17 protein-coding genes and 1 tRNA gene are annotated in these 15,192 nt (G+C 70.2%); 3 read left to right on the top strand and 15 right to left on the bottom strand.

Annotation, left to right across the window (positions count from 1 at the left end):
- Positions 1-35 precede the first annotated feature (35 nt).
- Together ACI3KY_RS05775 and ACI3KY_RS05770 are read right to left on the bottom strand one after the other, a co-directional pair.
- Positions 36-1,121, bottom strand: coding sequence for a sensor histidine kinase (locus tag ACI3KY_RS05775; RefSeq protein ID WP_404929248.1), 1,086 nt, complete (start codon positions 1,119-1,121; stop codon positions 36-38).
- A complete protein-coding gene (locus ACI3KY_RS05770) occupies positions 1,114-1,794 on the bottom strand; it encodes a response regulator transcription factor (RefSeq protein WP_404929247.1) in 681 nt (226 codons plus the stop codon). The genes ACI3KY_RS05775 and ACI3KY_RS05770 overlap by 8 nt, the downstream gene beginning before the upstream one ends.
- Positions 1,795-1,880: 86 nt before the next feature.
- Between ACI3KY_RS05770 and ACI3KY_RS05765 the strand changes: the two genes are divergently transcribed.
- A complete protein-coding gene (locus ACI3KY_RS05765) occupies positions 1,881-2,546 on the top strand; it encodes a M15 family metallopeptidase (protein WP_404929246.1) in 666 nt (221 codons plus the stop codon).
- A gap of 81 nt (positions 2,547-2,627) precedes the next feature.
- On the opposite strand, the gene ACI3KY_RS05760 is transcribed toward ACI3KY_RS05765, so the two are convergent.
- The 10 genes from ACI3KY_RS05760 to rplU all read right to left on the bottom strand — a co-directional run bounded on the left by ACI3KY_RS05760 (position 2,628) and on the right by rplU (position 9,638).
- Positions 2,628-2,700, bottom strand: a tRNA-Ala gene (locus tag ACI3KY_RS05760).
- A gap of 71 nt (positions 2,701-2,771) precedes the next feature.
- On the bottom strand, positions 2,772-3,152 hold the full coding sequence (gene rsfS, locus ACI3KY_RS05755) for a ribosome silencing factor (RefSeq protein ID WP_404929245.1): 381 nt from the start codon (positions 3,150-3,152) through the stop codon (positions 2,772-2,774).
- Entirely contained in the window at positions 3,152-4,360 is a 1,209-nt protein-coding gene (locus tag ACI3KY_RS05750) for a hypothetical protein (protein WP_404929244.1), read from the bottom strand. The genes rsfS and ACI3KY_RS05750 overlap by 1 nt, the downstream gene beginning before the upstream one ends.
- Before the next feature lie 77 nt (positions 4,361-4,437).
- Entirely contained in the window at positions 4,438-5,034 is a 597-nt protein-coding gene (gene nadD, locus ACI3KY_RS05745) for a nicotinate-nucleotide adenylyltransferase (protein WP_194415295.1), read from the bottom strand.
- Between the two features lie 10 nt (positions 5,035-5,044).
- Positions 5,045-5,269 carry a hypothetical protein gene (locus ACI3KY_RS05740; protein ID WP_404929243.1) on the bottom strand — a complete coding sequence of 75 codons (225 nt, stop codon included), beginning with the start codon at positions 5,267-5,269 and terminating at the stop codon, positions 5,045-5,047.
- A 54-nt stretch (positions 5,270-5,323) separates the two neighbouring features.
- A complete protein-coding gene (locus ACI3KY_RS05735; protein WP_404929242.1) occupies positions 5,324-6,583 on the bottom strand; it encodes a glutamate-5-semialdehyde dehydrogenase in 1,260 nt (419 codons plus the stop codon).
- A complete protein-coding gene (gene proB / locus ACI3KY_RS05730; protein WP_404929241.1) occupies positions 6,580-7,422 on the bottom strand; it encodes a glutamate 5-kinase in 843 nt (280 codons plus the stop codon). Before proB ends, ACI3KY_RS05735 begins: the two co-directional genes overlap by 4 nt.
- Positions 7,419-8,927, bottom strand: coding sequence for a GTPase ObgE (obgE, locus tag ACI3KY_RS05725; RefSeq protein WP_404929240.1), 1,509 nt, complete (start codon positions 8,925-8,927; stop codon positions 7,419-7,421). Before obgE ends, proB begins: the two co-directional genes overlap by 4 nt.
- Before the next feature lie 124 nt (positions 8,928-9,051).
- Positions 9,052-9,309, bottom strand: a complete 258-nt coding sequence (rpmA, locus tag ACI3KY_RS05720; protein ID WP_194415290.1) for a 50S ribosomal protein L27 — start codon at positions 9,307-9,309, stop codon at positions 9,052-9,054.
- A 20-nt stretch (positions 9,310-9,329) separates the two neighbouring features.
- Entirely contained in the window at positions 9,330-9,638 is a 309-nt protein-coding gene (gene rplU / locus ACI3KY_RS05715; RefSeq protein ID WP_141894409.1) for a 50S ribosomal protein L21, read from the bottom strand.
- A 155-nt stretch (positions 9,639-9,793) separates the two neighbouring features.
- On the opposite strand from rplU, the gene ACI3KY_RS05710 reads away from it, so the two are divergent.
- Entirely contained in the window at positions 9,794-10,060 is a 267-nt protein-coding gene (locus ACI3KY_RS05710; RefSeq protein ID WP_404929239.1) for a DUF4031 domain-containing protein, read from the top strand.
- 4 nt (positions 10,061-10,064) lie between these two features.
- Here ACI3KY_RS05710 and ACI3KY_RS05705 read toward each other — a convergent pair whose 3' ends face one another.
- Positions 10,065-11,159, bottom strand: a complete 1,095-nt coding sequence (locus ACI3KY_RS05705) for a glycosyltransferase (protein WP_404929238.1) — start codon at positions 11,157-11,159, stop codon at positions 10,065-10,067.
- A 104-nt stretch (positions 11,160-11,263) separates the two neighbouring features.
- Positions 11,264-13,696 (bottom strand): Rne/Rng family ribonuclease, encoded by a 2,433-nt coding sequence (locus ACI3KY_RS05700; protein WP_404929237.1) that lies wholly within the window; start codon positions 13,694-13,696, stop codon positions 11,264-11,266.
- 344 nt (positions 13,697-14,040) lie between these two features.
- On the opposite strand from ACI3KY_RS05700, the gene ACI3KY_RS05695 reads away from it, so the two are divergent.
- A complete protein-coding gene (locus ACI3KY_RS05695; RefSeq protein ID WP_404929236.1) occupies positions 14,041-14,658 on the top strand; it encodes a vitamin K epoxide reductase family protein in 618 nt (205 codons plus the stop codon).
- Between the two features lie 36 nt (positions 14,659-14,694).
- On the opposite strand, the gene ndk is transcribed toward ACI3KY_RS05695, so the two are convergent.
- Entirely contained in the window at positions 14,695-15,111 is a 417-nt protein-coding gene (ndk, locus tag ACI3KY_RS05690; RefSeq protein ID WP_404929235.1) for a nucleoside-diphosphate kinase, read from the bottom strand.
- Between the last annotated feature and the right edge of the window lie 81 nt (positions 15,112-15,192).

The following is a 15,192-nucleotide window of genomic DNA, read 5'->3' as shown; positions in this document are numbered from 1 at the left end:
CGGGGCGAAGGCGCGCAATGGGTGGATCGCCGTGCTCAGTCCGCGGGGCGCGGGAGGCGCACCGTGACGCGCAGACCCCCGTCGGTGCGCGCGGCGAGGTCGAGGGTCCCGCCGTGCGCCTGCGCGATGCTGCGGACGATGGCCAGGCCCAGACCCACGCCGGCGTGGTCGTCGGTGCGGATGCGTTCGCTCCCCCGCTGGAACGGCTCGGCCAGCGTGGAGACGACCGGCGGGCTGAGCTTCTCCCCCGTGTTCTCCACCACGATCTCGGCGGCGTCGGGCTGCACCGACGTGACGATGTCGACAGTGCCGTCGGCGGGCAGGTTGTGGACGATCGCGTTGTGCATGAGGTTCGACACCAGCTGCCGCAACAGCGCGGGCGAACCGGACGCGGGCGTCACCCCGCCGAGAGTGCGCAGCGTCGTCCCACGCGCCTCCGCGAGTGGCAGGAGCGCCTCCGCGGCCTCCTCGGCGAAGAGCGACAGGTCCACCGGCTCGCGCGTGAACGAGCGCTGATCCGCCCGGCTCAGCACCAAGAGCGCCTCGGTGAGGCCGATCGCGCGGGTGTTCACGATGCGCAGGCGCTCGATCAGTTCGTCGACGTCACGATCGGGATCGTTGCGCGCGACATCCAGCAGCGTTCGGGTGATCGCCAGCGGCGTGCGCAGCTCGTGGGAGGCGTTGGCGGCGAACCGGCGCTGCTCCGCGACGTGGGACTCCAGCCGCGCGAGCATCGCATCGAAGCTGTCCGCCAGCTCGCGGAACTCATCGTCGGCGCCCTCGAGCTCGATCCGATGCGAAAGGGAGCCCTCTGCGGCCAGCCGGGTCGCCTCGGTGATCCGTCGCAGGGGCGCCAGCATCCGTCCGGCGAGGAACCATCCGCCCAGCAGCCCGAACGCGAGGAGGAAGAGCAGCGCCCAGACGGCCGCCGGCGCGAAGGCGCGGATGAGGTCGCCGCGGTTCGGGACGAAAGGACCCGGGCCGGTGATCGGCCCATTGGGGACGTAGCGCAGGAGGAAGACCCAGACGATCCCGAGCAGCACCGCGCCCGCGATCATCAGGAACCCCGCGTAGCTGAGGGTCAGCTTGAGCCGCACGCTCAGCCCGGGCTCCCTACTCACCGCCGGCACTCCCATCCGCGTCGATGCGGTAGCCGACGCCTGGCACGGTGGCGATGACCCACGGCTCGCCGAGGCGCTTGCGCAGCGCCGACACCGTGATGCGCACGGCGTTGGTGAACGGGTCCGCGTTCTCGTCCCACGCGCGCTCCAGCAGGTCCTCTGCGCTGACGACGCCGCCCTCCGCTGCCATCAGCACCTCGAGCACCGCGAACTGCTTGCGGGTGAGCGCGATGTAGCGGTGGTCGCGATAGACCTCGCGTCGGAACGGATCCAGCCGCAGCCCCGCGAGCTCTCGCACCGGTGGTCGGCTGTGGGCGCGGCGGCGATCGAGTGCGCGCAGTCGCAGCACGAGCTCCTGCAGATCGAACGGCTTCGTCAGGTAGTCGTCGGCGCCCACACCGAAGCCCGTGGCCTTGTCGTCGATGCGGTCGGCAGCCGTGAGCATGAGGATCGGGATGCCGCTGCCCGAGGCGACGATGTGCGCGGCGACCTCGTCGCCCGATGGGCCTGGGATGTCACGGTCGAGCACTGCGATGTCGTAGCCGTTGATGCTCAGCAGTTCGAGTGCGATGTGGCCGTCGCCCGCGATGTCCGCCGCGATCGCCTCCAGGCGCAGACCGTCGCGGATCGCTTCAGCCATCAGGGGTTCATCTTCCACGACCAGCACGCGCATGCTCTGATCGTACGAGGCGGCGCATATCGTCCACCTATCGGAAAATCCATACCGCCTCGCAACGCGCGCGCGTGTGGGGTGGGAGCATGAATCGAACTGCTTCCGCACGCCTGAAGCCTTCCGTCGCGCTGTGGGGACTGATCCTCGCCCTGGTCATCGCGTGCGCGGTGTCCGTCGGCGCGGCGCTCCACCAGTCCGCGGCGGGTGCCGACCGATCCGTTCCGGGAAGCAGCCTTCCGCAGGAGCCCGGCCCGGTCGAGCCGGCACGGGGCGCCGAAGTCGTGGCCGACGGCGTCGTCACCGAAGAGGACGGCATCCTTCCCGACGGCGTCTCGGTGTTCGACGACGCCTACCCCGGCATCGCGCGCCTCTCCGGGGAGTTGGGCGATGCGCTGCGTCGCGCGGCTGAGGACGCGGCGCGCGAGGGCGTCGTGATCCATGTGAACAGCGGGTGGCGATCCCCCGAGTACCAGGACCAGCTCCTTCAGGATGCGGTGTCCGACTACGGGTCGAAGGCCGAAGCCGCCAGATGGGTGGCCACGGCCGCCACCTCGGCCCACGTCGCCGGGGAAGCTGTCGACATCGGCTCCTTCGACGCGGTCGCCTGGATGTCCACGCATGGCGCGGCGTACGGGCTCTGTCAGACGTACAGCAACGAGTCCTGGCACTTCGAACTGCGCCCGGACGCGGTGCGAGGCGGCTGTCCCTCGCCGTACGCGGATCCGACACAGGACCCGCGGATGCGGGGATGACCACGCCGGATCGGTGTCACGGCGACGGCACACGTGGTCGGGAAAACCGAAAGGCCGCCCTGATCGGGCGGCCTATCTCGGTGGACCTGAGGGGACTCGAACCCCTGACCCCCTGCATGCCATGCAGGTGCGCTACCAGCTGCGCCACAGGCCCTGACGCTGCTCTCGCTCCCGCGAGGCAACTCGTCAAGCTTACAACATTCCGAGCCGTGCTCCGAACCAGGATCAGTCCTCGGCGGCGGCCGGAGTGGGCAGTTCGACCGGCACCACAGGGCAGTCCTTCCAGAGCCGCTCGAGCCCGTAGTAGATGCGCTCCTCCTCGTGGAAGACGTGCACCACCAGGTCGCCGAAGTCGATCAGCACCCAGCGCGACTCCTGCCGGCCCTCGCGTCGCAGGCGCTTGTGACCGGCCTCGAGGAGCCTGTCTTCGATCTCGTCGGCGATCGCCGCGACGTTGCGCTCACTGCGCCCGGTGACGAGCAGGAAGATGTCCACCAGCGGGAGCGGCTCCGACACGTCGAGGGCGACGAGATCCTCGCCGCCCTTCGCGTCCGCCGCCGCTGCGGCGATCTGGAGCATGTCATGGGACTGCGGACTCGCGACCATCAGAAGACTCCTGTCACGAAGGCGAGGATGAGTACTCCGACCAGTGCGAGGGCGAGCACGCCCGCCGTGATGGCGAGCGACATCATGAGCTTGCCGCCCTTCTCGGGAGTGGGGGGCTTGATGACTTCGCCGGGGGTCTTGACCGTGCTCACGGCGGCGCTGGCGGCGATCGGCGTCGGCGACGAGTGCGACGGCAGCTCGCCGTCGACGAGCGTTGCGTCGATCTCCTTGCCGTCTGCCGTGCCCTTCGCGCGGCCGGTGGAACCGAGTCCCTCGGGCAGGTTGAACGTGCCGGTGACGATGACCTCGCCGGTCGCCGTGACCGGAGCCACGAGCGGGGAGACTTCCGGCGCCTGGGAGACGATCAGCGTGTTCGGGATCGCGATGGATCCCGTCGTGCGCGACAGCAGCTGGTCGAACGACGGCGGGAACTCGACGGCCGTCGGCTCCGCGTGGACGGGCGCATCCTCGAGGAGGCCGGCGCCGAGCAGCGGACTGACCGCCTTCGGCGCGGCTGCGGGCTCCTCGACGGTCTGCCGGCCGGCGGCGCCGAAGACACCGGAGAACGGCTCGTCCTCTTGCTCGTCGTCGACCTCCGGAGCCGCCGTCGCGGCGGTGAAAGCGGGGACGGCGGTCGGCGCCGAGGGCGTCGGCTGATCCCAGCGCTGCGCCGGTTCGACCGCTTCCGGCGCAGATTCGCGCGGCAGGCCGAACAGGGCGTGCATCCCGCTGTCGGTCGTGACCTGCGAGTCATCCGCCGGTGCGTTCACCAGAGGGCTGCCCGTCTCGCGGAGCGGCGCAGCAGGCGGGGGCGCGGCGGGGAAGCCGAACGACGGCACCGCACCGGACGACGCCGCCGCATGGGCCGCGACCACCTCGGGGGTGATGACGGGCACCGACGCGGTCCGGATGCGCTCCTGCTGGCGTGCCTGCCGGCGCGTCAGCGGAGAGACTCCGAGGTCGACCGCGGAGTCGGGCACCGGAGCGGGCGCGACCGGTGCGGGTTCGGCGGGTCGCGGGAACGGAGCCGCGCTGACGGGTGCCGCGCTGATGGGCGCTGCCGAGAACGGCGATGCCGTGAAGGGGGCGCCGGTGACAGGCTCACCGGTGACAGGCGGCGGAGCGACGACGGCGTCGGCCGGTGAGGGCTCGACGGAGGGGGCCGGGGTCTCGACGGGGTCGTCGGACGCGGGGGTTGCAGTGATCACGGGAGTGGATCCCGTGTTCCGCAGTTCGCGGATCTGCTTACGGGTGAGGGCTGGCGTTGCCGGGTGCTCGGGTGTACTCATTCCTTGCTCCGGTAGAGATGATGCTTCGCAATGTATTGGACGACCCCGTCGGGGACGAGGTACCACACGGGATGACCTCGCTGAACTCGATCGCGGCAGTCCGTCGACGAGATCGAAAGGGCGGGGATCTCGAGCTGGCTGACGTCCTCGCTGGGCAGACCGTCGGTGTTCAGAACGTGTCCGGGCCGGGAGACGGCGACGAAGTGGGCGAGGTCCCACAACTCATCATGGTCTCTCCAACTGAGAATTTGCGCTATGGCGTCCGCGCCGGTGATGAAGAACAGCTCCGCGTCCGGGCGCTGGGCCTTCAGATCGCGGAGCGTGTCGATGGTGTACGTGGGGCCGTCGCGGTCGATGTCGACGCGGCTGACCGTGAAGCGGGGGTTGGATGCCGTGGCGATGACGGTCATCAGATAACGATGCTCGCTCGGCGACACGTCGGCCTTCTGCCACGGTTCACCGGTCGGCACGAAGACGACCTCATCGAGGTCGAACCACTGTGCGACTTCGCTGGCAGCCACCAGGTGCCCGTGATGGACGGGGTCGAACGTGCCGCCCATCACCCCCACTCTGGGAGCTGTCGTCACCGACATGCAGAGAACCTCAGTGACCGTGCCCCGCTCGCTGTACGTCGTTCGCGTGGGCCTTGGCATACGCGTCCGCCTTGTGCGCGTGGCGGTTCGCCACGTTGCGGTACGACAGCGTCACGAGCGCCAATGCGGCGAAGACCACGATCGCGGTGAGGCCGTACCCGACCGTCTCGAGGGCGACGTTGCCGTGGTGCTCGGACTCCTCCGCAGCAAGGGCGATGATCGTGGCGAGTGTCATTCGGGCTCCGTTCGGGTTCGCCGCGGGGACGCGGGACGGGTCAAGTCTATTCCGTTACGCGCGGACCTGCCCGGCGCCTCGCGCGAGCCACTTCGAGCTGGTGAGCTCGGCGAGCCCCATCGGCCCTCGAGCGTGCAGCTTCTGCGTGGAGATGCCGACCTCGGCGCCGAAGCCGAACTCGCCGCCGTCGGTGAAGCGCGTCGAGGTATTGGTCATCACGACGGCCGAATCGACCTCGGCGAGGAAGCGGGCTTCGTTGGCGGCATCCTGGGTCACGATCGACTCGGTGTGGTGGGTCGAATACCTGCGGATGTGCGCGAGCGCCTCATCCAGGTCGTCGACGACGCGCATCGCCAGGTCGAGGCTGAGGTACTCGGTCGCCCAGTCCTCGTCCGTCGCTGGGACGATTCCCGCGGCGAGCCGCTCGACGCTGGCGTCGCCGTGGACGGTGACGCCGTTCTGCTGCAGCGCCGACACCACGGGCCCGACCAGGCGGTCGGCGGCGGCCCGGTGGACGAGCACCGTCTCGACGGCGTTGCACACGCTCGGACGCTGCGTCTTGGCGTTCACGACGATGTCGCGTGCCCAGTCGAGCGGTGCGGTCTCGTCGAGCACGATGTGGACCACACCGGCGCCGGTCTCGATGACCGGCACCGACGACTCCGTGACGACGGTCTCGATGAGCTGGGCGCTGCCGCGGGGAACCAGCACGTCCACGACACCGCGGGCGTGCATCAGTTCGCGCGCCCCCTCGCGTCCGAACTCGTCGACGGTCTGGATGGCCTCCGGGTCGATGCCGCGGTCGGCCAGCGCGCCGCGCATCGCCCGCACGAGCGCCGCGTTGGTGTGCTCGGCGGCCGTGCCGCCGCGCAGGACCACGGCATTGCCCGAGCGCAGCGCCAGGGCGGCGATGTCGACCGTGACGTTGGGGCGGGCCTCGTAGATGGAGCCCACGACGCCGAACGGCACCGACACCTTTGTGAGCGACACGCCGTTGGCGAGGGTGCGCTCGTCGAGGACGCGGCCGACCGGATCGGGCAGCCCGGCGATCTCGCGCACGGCGGCGGCAAGAGCTGCCACCCGCGGTTCGTCGAGACGCAGCCGGTCCTGCAGGGCTGTGGAGAGCCCGCTCTCGCTGCCGCGGCGAAGATCCTCGGCGTTGGCCGCGACGATCTCGGAAGCTGCCGCCTCGATCGCGTCGGCGATCGCGAGCAGCGCATCGCGCTTGGCATCGTCCCCGAGCAGGCCGATGCTGCGCGCCGCATCCTTGGCGAGCAGCATCCGTTCCCGTGCCGTCGTGGCGGTGGTGGTCATCCGCCCAGTGTATCGACCGCCGTGCGGACCGGACCCGTCGCGGCAGGCGCCGCGGGCTCCGGGTTCGGCTGGAACCAGGTGCCGATCTCGTCGCCCGAGAGGGCTTCGCCGACGAGATCGGCACTGGTGACGAGCACGCCGATTCCGGATGCCGCAGCCAGCCGCGCCGCCGACACCTTGGTGGCGGCACCTCCGGTGCCCACGCTGTTGACGACGACAGAGCCGAACTCGAAGCCGTGCAGATCGTCGCCGTACGTCACGTGCGGGATCGGCCGGGCGCCGGGCTCGTCCGGCGGACGGGTGTAGAGGCATTCGATGTCGCTCAGCAGCACCAGCGCGTCGGCGCCGATCAGCTGCGCCACGAGCGCGGCGAGGCGGTCGTTGTCGCCGAACCGGATCTCGTGTGTCGCGACGGTGTCGTTCTCGTTGACGATCGGGAGGATCCGCAGGCCGAGAAGGCGCTCCATGGCACGGCGGGCGTTCGACCGGTGCATGGGGTTCTCGAGGTCACCCGCCGTCAGCAGCACCTGGCCGGCGACGATGCGGAACGGACGCAGCGCGTCCTGGTACCGGTAGATGAGCACGTTCTGACCCACCGCCGCCGCCGCCTGCTGCGTCGCGAGGTCGCTCGGGCGCTCGTCGAGCAGCAGATACGGCATGCCGGTCGCGATGGCGCCCGACGAGACCAGGACGACCTCGGTGCCGCGCGCGTGGGCGGCGGCCAGGGCGTCGACGAGCGGCGCGATCTTGTGGGCGCTGTCGCCGCTGATCGAGGACGAGCCGACCTTGACGACGACCCGGCGAGCTGCCGGGATGTCGCGGCGCTCGCGCGCGCTCACTCGGCGTCCTCCTCGTTTCGATAGCGCTCGGCGACGCGCTCCGCCTCGAGCTCGGCGCGGGCCTCGGCCTTCGCGTCCATCATGTCGTGGTACTTCTCACGGCGCTCCGACGTGGTGCGGCGGGTGTCGCGCAGCAGGCGCGGGTCGGTGCCGCGCGGTGCGGCCATCAGCTCCGCGTTCGACGAGATCGACGGCTCCCAGTCGAACACGATGCCGTCGCCCTCGCCGATGACGACGGTGGCGCCCGGTGTGGCGCCCGCTCGGAACAGCTCGAGCTCGACGCCCAGCTTCTCCAGCCGGTCGCCGAGGTAGCCCACCGCCTCTTCGTTCTGGAAGTCGGTCTGCTGCACCCACTTCAGCGGCTTGTCGCCGAGGATGCGGTAGATGTTGCCGTACGTGCCGCCTTCGACGCGCACCGAGAACTCCTTCTGCGAGCCCCGGGGCCTGATGACGATCCGCTCGGGTGCAGGTGCGGCGGCCAGCTCGGCGCGATGCTTCGCGACGATGTCGCCCAGGGCGAAGGTGAGCTGTCGCAGTCCCTCGTGGCTCACGGTGGAGATCTCGAACACGCGGAATCCGCGTGCCTCGAGATCGGGGCGCACCAGGTCGGCGAGGTCCTTCGCCTCCGGCACATCCACCTTGTTCAGGGCGATGAGCTGCGGGCGCTCCAGCAGCGGGATCTGCCCCTCCGGAACGGGATAGGCCGCCAGCTCGGCCATGATGACCTCGAGGTCGCTGAGCGGGTCGCGGCCAGGTTCGAGCGTGGCGCAGTCGAGGACGTGCACCAGAGCCGTGCACCGCTCGACGTGACGCAGGAACTCGAGCCCCAGACCCTTGCCCTCGCTCGCGCCCTCGATGAGACCGGGCACGTCGGCGACCGTGAACCGCTGCTCCCCCGCCTGGACGACGCCGAGGTTCGGGTGCAGCGTGGTGAACGGGTAGTCGGCGATCTTGGGGCGGGCCGCGGAGATCGCGGCGATCAGGCTCGACTTGCCGGCCGAGGGGAAGCCCACGAGTGCGACGTCGGCGACGGTCTTCAGTTCGAGGAGGACGTCGCCCTCCCAGCCGGGGGTGCCGAGGAGCGCGAAGCCCGGCGCCTTGCGCTTCGGGTTCGCGAGTGCGGCGTTGCCCAGCCCGCCCAGGCCGCCGGGAGCGGCCACGAAGCGCATGCCGGGCTCGATCAGGTCGACGAGCGTCTCGCCGGATTCGGCCTTGACGACCGTGCCCACCGGCACGGGAAGCTCGAGCGACTCGCCCGCCGCTCCGGAGCGATGGTCGCCCATGCCGAAGCCGCCGTTGCCCGCGGATCGATGAGGGGAGTGATGGTACGACAGCAGCGTCGTCACCTGCGGGTCGGCGACCAGCACGACATCACCGCCGTGACCGCCGTTGCCGCCGTCGGGACCGGCGAGCGGCTTGAACTTCTCGCGCTTGACCGACACGCAGCCGTTGCCGCCCTTGCCGGCGCGCAGGTGAAGCGTCACTCGGTCGACGAACGTGACCATGCGGTCCCCCTGAGGTGTGGATGCTTCCCGACGGACGGGCGAGCGGTAAAGGGAAAAGGGCGAGCCGAAGCCCGCCCCTTCCGGAATTCTGCACCGCTCTCGCGGTGTGTGAGCCTGTCGTAGGCTACTGCGCGACCGCCACGATGTTGACGACCTTGCGGCCGCCCTTCTGACCGAACTCGACCGCGCCGGGGGCGAGGGCGAACAGCGTGTCGTCGCCACCGCGACCGACGTTGGCGCCGGGGTGGAAGTGGGTGCCGCGCTGACGGACGATGATCTCGCCGGCGAGGACCTTCTGGCCGCCGAAGCGCTTCACGCCCAGTCGCTGAGCGTTGGAGTCACGACCGTTGCGGGTGGAGCTTGCGCCCTTTTTGTGTGCCATCTCTGCGTCTCTTCCTGGACTTACTTGATGCCGGTGACCTTGACGCGCGTGAGGTCCTGACGGTGCCCCTGGCGCTTCTTGTAACCGGTCTTGTTCTTGAACTTCTGGATCACGATCTTCGGGCCGCGCTCCTCACCGAGCACCTCGGCGGTGACGGTGACCTTCGCGAGCTTGTCCGCGTCCGTCGTGACGGCATCGCCGTCGACGAAGAGCACCGCGGGGAGCTCGATCTTGTCGCCGACCTTGGCGGCCTGGCGATCGAGGACGACGATCGTGCCGACCTCGACCTTCTCCTGCCGGCCTCCGGCGCGCACAACTGCGTAAACCACTTCACACCTGTTTCTTCTGGGAGCGCACGCGCTCAGGATGTCATCAAAGAGTCGGCGCGGAAATCTCGACGCACCAAGGGTCTACTTTATCAGATGAGCGATGACTCCGCGAAAGCACGCCGCCGTCGTGTCGGCTGTCCCCGTAGGATCTGCACGTGGCGATCCTGATCGATGATCCTCGCTGGCCGGCGCACGGCCGGCTGTGGGCGCATCTGGTGACCGACTCCGACCTCGAGGAGCTCCACGAGTTCGCCGCCGCGAACGGGATCCCCCGCCGTGGTTTCGACCTGGATCACTACGACGTGCCCGAAGAGGCGCACGCACGGCTGGTCGCCGCCGGCGCGCAGCACGTCACCGGGCACGAGCTGGTCAGGCGCCTGATCGCCTCCGGCCTGAGGGTGCGGGCGCGCGACCGGCATTGATCCTTCACCGCGCGACGGATGCCGACAGCTCGAGCACATCCGCCGCGCGGCCGGGTCCGTCCCACGTACGGATCGCTGCTCCCAGGCGCTTCGCACGAGCGTGCATCCGGTCGTCGGCGAGGGCGTCCTCGACGGCCCGACGGATGAGCGCGGGTTGCGACCGGCGCGACATCGTGGCGCCGACGCCCGCCCGCGCGACGGCGCGCCCCATGCGCGGCTGATCCGAGGTCGCGTCCAGCGGCAGCACCAGTACGGGAACGCCGTGGGCGAGCGCCGCCAGCGTCGTCCCGTGTCCGCCGTGCCCGATGACCAGGGACGCTCGCGCGAACACCTCTTCATGCGGCATCCACTGGTGAACCTCCACGCCGGCCGGCACCGCCACCTCCCCCGCCGTCATCGCCGGTCCGAGTGTCGCCACGACGCGCGCGTCGAGCCCGTCGACGGCGGTGAGCACCCGCCGCCACGTCGCCACCAGGTCGGTGAAACGGAAGGTGCTGAGGCTCACCGCCACCGTCGGCTCCATCGGTGCGGCGGCGACCGCAGGCGTCATCGCGCCCGCGTACACGATCGCTCCGCGGACGGCCGACAGCTCCGGTGGGGGCGGGAACGGCGCGGTGAGACCGGGAACGGAGGCCACGAGGATCGGGGCCGCATGCTTGCGGGGCCGGCCGACACGCACGTCGCGGGGCCACACCAGGGGCCCGAGCACCCGGAAGCCCGGCGCCAGGAAGCCATGCATGGTGTGCTCCAGCAGGACGAAGGTCTGCTCCATCCGGTCGAGGACGTCCGCGACGGCCAGCAGCATGCAGTCGACGACGACGACGTCCGCCGGATCGGCGGCGAGCTGCGACAGCGTGTCGTCGGCGAGTCCGGGGTCGGTGAAGAGCCGGAGCATCCCGGCGGGTCGCGGGTCGAGCACGAAGCCGGGTGCGCTCGCGAAGGCGGTGAACCTCAGCCCGGCAGCGCGGTACGAGGCTGCCTGCGAGTCGTGGCCGAGAATGCGCACCTCGTGGCCGCGCTCCACGAGAGCGCGGGCGATCGCGATGGTGGGCATGCGATTCCCGCCGCCGTCCCACGTGACGAACACGTAGCGCGCCATGGCGTCCCCGTTCCCCGCCCTGGCGCCCACCCTAGCGATCGGTGGGATGCCGCGACAGAGGGAAGCGCCCCGGACCGGCGACGGCCGGACCGGGGCGCGGGCTCTCAGTCCTCGGCAGGCGTGTGAGGCACCGGAGTGCCCGTCAGCGCCGCGGTGGTCACGCGACGGCGCGCGCGTCCCTGACCGGGGGCCTTGGGCTCCGGGAGCGCGTTCAGCACCGAGTCCAGGAGCAGGTCCTTCTCGGTCCGGCTCTCCTTCTTCGCGCCCGATTCCTGACGCTTCTTGCGCTGCTTCTTGGGACGCTCGGCGGCCGCCCGCTCGACGACCGGCTCCGGTTCGGCGACGGCGGGCTCGTCGTTGTGGTGGATCGTGGATGCCGCGATCTGCGCGAGCGCCGACTTGACGCCCTCCGTGATGACGTGGGTGCCGTTCGACCCTCCCGTTGCCGGAGCCGGCGCGCCGCCGCGGGGGCGACGTCCCGATGCCGGGGCGCCGGCCGTGGCCACGCGGTGCTTGACCACGGGGTCGTGGTGCACGATCACGCCGCGGCCGGCGCAGACCTCGCACGCCTCGCTGAAGGTCTCCAGCAGACCCAGGCCCAGCTTCTTGCGCGTCATCTGGACGAGGCCGAGCGAGGTGACCTCTGCCACCTGGTGCTTGGTGCGGTCCCGGCTGAGGCATTCGACGAGACGGCGCAGCACGAGGTCGCGGTTGGACTCGAGCACCATGTCGATGAAGTCCACGACGATGATGCCGCCGATGTCGCGCAGGCGCAGCTGGCGGACGATCTCTTCGGCCGCCTCGAGGTTGTTCTTGGTGACGGTCTCTTCGAGGTTGCCGCCGGAGCCGACGAACTTCCCGGTGTTGACGTCGACGACCGTCATGGCCTCGGTGCGGTCGATGACCAGCGAACCGCCGGAGGGCAGCCAGACCTTCCGGTCCAGGGCCTTCTCGATCTGCTCGGTGACTCGGAACGCATCGAACGGGTCCTGGTCGCTCTCGTAGCGCTCGACGCGGTCGAGCAGGTCCGGGGCGACGGACTCGAGGTACTTGGAGATCGTGTGGTGCGCATCCTCGCCCTGGATGAGCATCTTCGAGAAGTCCTCGTTGAAGACGTCGCGCACGATCTTGACCAGCAGATCCGGCTCGGAGTGCAGCAGGGCAGGCGCCTGGATCGTCTCGATCTGCTTCGAGATGTGCTCCCACTGGTTCGTGAGGCGCTGCACGTCGCGCGTGAGCTGGTCCTCGGTGGCACCCTCGGCAGCGGTGCGGACGATGACGCCGGACGACTCCGGCAGCACCTCCTTGAGGATCTTCTTCAGACGCGCCCGCTCGGTGTCGGGCAGCTTGCGCGAGATGCCGTTCATGGCGCCGCCGGGCACGTACACGAGGTAGCGGCCGGGGAGCGAGATCTGGCTCGTGAGACGGGCGCCCTTGTGGCCGACCGGATCCTTCGTCACCTGCACCAGCACGCGGTCGCCCGTCTTGAGGGCGAGCTCGATGCGGCGCGGCTGGTTGCCGGTCTCGACGGCGTCCCAGTCGACCTCGCCGGAGTACAGCACGGCGTTGCGGCCGCGGCCGATGTCGACGAACGCGGCCTCCATGCTCGGGAGCACGTTCTGGACACGCCCGAGGTACACGTTGCCGATCAGTGACGCGTCCTGGTTGCGGGCCACGTAGTGCTCGACGAGCACGTTGTCCTCCTGCACCGCGATCTGCACGCGCCCGTTGCGCGAGCGCACGATCATGACGCGGTCGACGGACTCGCGACGCGCGAGGAACTCCGCCTCGGTCACGACCGCGCGGCGGCGTCCGGCTTCGCGGCCATCACGGCGACGCTGCTTCTTCGCCTCGAGGCGTGTCGAACCCTTGATGCGCTGCGGCTCGGTGATGAGCTCGACCGCGCGCTGGCGAGGCTGAGGCGGTGCCTGCTCGGAAGGAGCGGATGCCTCGTCCCGGCCCTCTCCGCCGCGGCGGCGGCTGCGGCGGCGAGAGCTGCTCGCAGATGCGGAGGCCTCGGGCTCGTCCTCCTCCGGCGGGCGCCCGGCCCGCGCGGGAAGCGGTGCGATCTCGGGTGCGTAGAAGACGAGCTGCGTCGAGACGGCCGACACGAACTCCTCCGGCAGCAGTCCGAGGCTCACCGCGGTGGGAAGCGCGGGCTCCGAGGGAGCCTCCGGCTCCGGCGCGGCGCCGGCTTCGGGGTCAGCGGGGGCCGTCGGGTCCGGCTCGGGCGCGGCGTTCTCCGCCACGTCGCCCTCGGGCTCCGGGTCGGCGACCGCTGCTGCGGCGTCATCGGGCTCCTGGTCGGCGACCGCTGCCACGGCGTCCTCGCGAGGGCCGTCCGGCTCCTCAGCCTGTTCCTGGGGCTCGTCCCGCGGGTTCTCGGGCTCCGCGGAAGGGTGCTCCGCGGCCTCGGGTGAGGAGTCCTCGCCCGAGTGACCCGCCTCAGGAGCGAGCGTCCCTGCGTCGCCGGCTGGTGTCAGCGGCGCGTCGGGTTCGGTCTGAGGGGTGAATTCGGCATCGTTTCCATCAGCCATCACTGGCGTACTCCTAGCGGGGCGACACCGCGCGTCGCCCGGCGAAATCTCGTGCGGCGCCGCCCATGCCCCTCCGGACGGGGGCGGTGCCGCGAACTCACTCGGTCTGCAGCGGATATCCGGCGCTAGGCGGATGCTCGCGCTGCCAAGGGCATTCGTCGCCCTGAAGTCTTCTGGTGATGATCGTCACGACGCGGCCGTGAGTCATCGACCCCCATTATCGCACTTCCCCCGCCAGAATGCCCATTCGCGGCGCGCGAAGGCGTCGCCCGCGCCGCAGCCTCGCGATTCCGTGCCGCGGCGGGTGCGGCATCCGTGCAGTTCTCGATGCCATAATCCGAGTCATGCCCGAGCAGCAGACCCACGCCCGTCCCACGGGATTCGCCATCTGGCTCGTGATCGCGGGAGTCATCGGGTGGTGGGCGGCGTTCTCGCTCACGATCGAGAAGCTCCACGCCCTCGCGAATCCGAACGCGATCGCCTCGTGCGACCTGAGCGTGCTCGTCCAGTGCACCAAGAACCTGGACTCGTGGCAGGGCAGCCTCTTCGGTTTCCCGAACCCCATCGTCGGGCTCGCCGGCTGGGTCGCACCGATCGTGGTCGGAATGGCGATCCTTGCCGGTGCGCGTTTCGCGCCCTGGTTCTGGTGGTGCTTCTGGGCCGGGATCGCGTTCGCGTTCGGCCTCGTGCTCTGGCTGATCAGCCAGAGCATCTACGACCTGCACACGCTCTGCCCGTGGTGCATGGTCACGTGGTCGGTCACGATTCCGACGTTCTACGCTGTCACGCTGCACCTGCTGCGCGCGGGCATGGTGCCGGTGCCGGAGCGCGTGCGCCACGCCGCCGATCGCCTCATGGCGTGGGTGCCGCTCGCGACGATCGTGAGCTTCGCGATCATCCTGCTGCTGGCGCAGCTCGAGATGGACGCCGTCGTCAACATCTGGCAGACGCTCTTCGGCTGACCGCCGGAGCCTCCAGGCGGTCAGCCGTCGAACCGGTCAGGCGAACCAGATCCCGAGCTCGCGCGCCGCGGAGTCGGGGCTGTCGGAACCGTGCACCAGGTTCTGCTGCACCTTGAGGCCCCAGTCGCGGCCGAAGTCGCCGCGGATGGTCCCCGGTGCCGCCGTCGTGGGATCGGTCGTGCCTGCGAGCGAACGGAACCCCTCGATGACGCGATTGCCGGCCAGGCGGATGGCGACGGAGGGACCGGACATCATGAACTCGAGCAGCGGCTCGTAGAAGGGCTTTCCCTCGTGCTCGGCGTAGTGCCGCTCCAGCGTCTCGCGGTCGGGCTCGACCAGCCGGATGTCGACCAGCGCGTACCCCTTCGCCTCGATGCGGGCGAGGATCGCGCCGGTCAGGCCGCGCGCGACGCCGTCGGGCTTGACGAGGACGAGGGTCTCTTCGGTGGCCATGCGGGTCTCCGTTTCGGATCGGGTGATGAGAAGGACAGAGCTGTCGGCAGGATGAGGCTGTGGGGGCGGGTGGGCTACTCG

Source organism: Microbacterium sp. ZW T2_14 (assembly GCF_044987405.1).
In the GTDB taxonomy this organism is placed as follows: Bacteria; Actinomycetota; Actinomycetes; order Actinomycetales; family Microbacteriaceae; genus Microbacterium.
This window is presented reverse-complemented; position numbering and strand designations above follow the sequence as displayed.

What these genes read in the sequence shown, in the direction of transcription:
- ACI3KY_RS05770 (WP_404929247.1), bottom strand. Translation starts at nt 1,794, where the DNA reads ATGCGCGTGCTGGTCGTGGAAGATGAACCCCTGATGGCTGAAGCGATC.
- nadD (WP_194415295.1), bottom strand. Translation starts at nt 5,034, where the DNA reads ATGTCGGTGACGACAGCTCCCAGAGTGGGGGTGATGGGCGGCACGTTC.
- rsfS (WP_404929245.1), bottom strand. Translation starts at nt 3,152, where the DNA reads ATGGTCGCGAGTCCGCAGTCCCATGACATGCTCCAGATCGCCGCAGCG.
- ACI3KY_RS05765 (WP_404929246.1), top strand. Translation starts at nt 1,881, where the DNA reads ATGAATCGAACTGCTTCCGCACGCCTGAAGCCTTCCGTCGCGCTGTGG.
- ACI3KY_RS05740 (WP_404929243.1), bottom strand. Translation starts at nt 5,269, where the DNA reads ATGACACTCGCCACGATCATCGCCCTTGCTGCGGAGGAGTCCGAGCAC.
- ACI3KY_RS05735 (WP_404929242.1), bottom strand. Translation starts at nt 6,583, where the DNA reads ATGACCACCACCGCCACGACGGCACGGGAACGGATGCTGCTCGCCAAG.
- obgE (WP_404929240.1), bottom strand. Translation starts at nt 8,927, where the DNA reads ATGGTCACGTTCGTCGACCGAGTGACGCTTCACCTGCGCGCCGGCAAG.
- rpmA (WP_194415290.1), bottom strand. Translation starts at nt 9,309, where the DNA reads ATGGCACACAAAAAGGGCGCAAGCTCCACCCGCAACGGTCGTGACTCC.
- ACI3KY_RS05705 (WP_404929238.1), bottom strand. Translation starts at nt 11,159, where the DNA reads ATGGCGCGCTACGTGTTCGTCACGTGGGACGGCGGCGGGAATCGCATG.
- ACI3KY_RS05700 (WP_404929237.1), bottom strand. Translation starts at nt 13,696, where the DNA reads ATGGCTGATGGAAACGATGCCGAATTCACCCCTCAGACCGAACCCGAC.
- ACI3KY_RS05695 (WP_404929236.1), top strand. Translation starts at nt 14,041, where the DNA reads ATGCCCGAGCAGCAGACCCACGCCCGTCCCACGGGATTCGCCATCTGG.
- ndk (WP_404929235.1), bottom strand. Translation starts at nt 15,111, where the DNA reads ATGGCCACCGAAGAGACCCTCGTCCTCGTCAAGCCCGACGGCGTCGCG.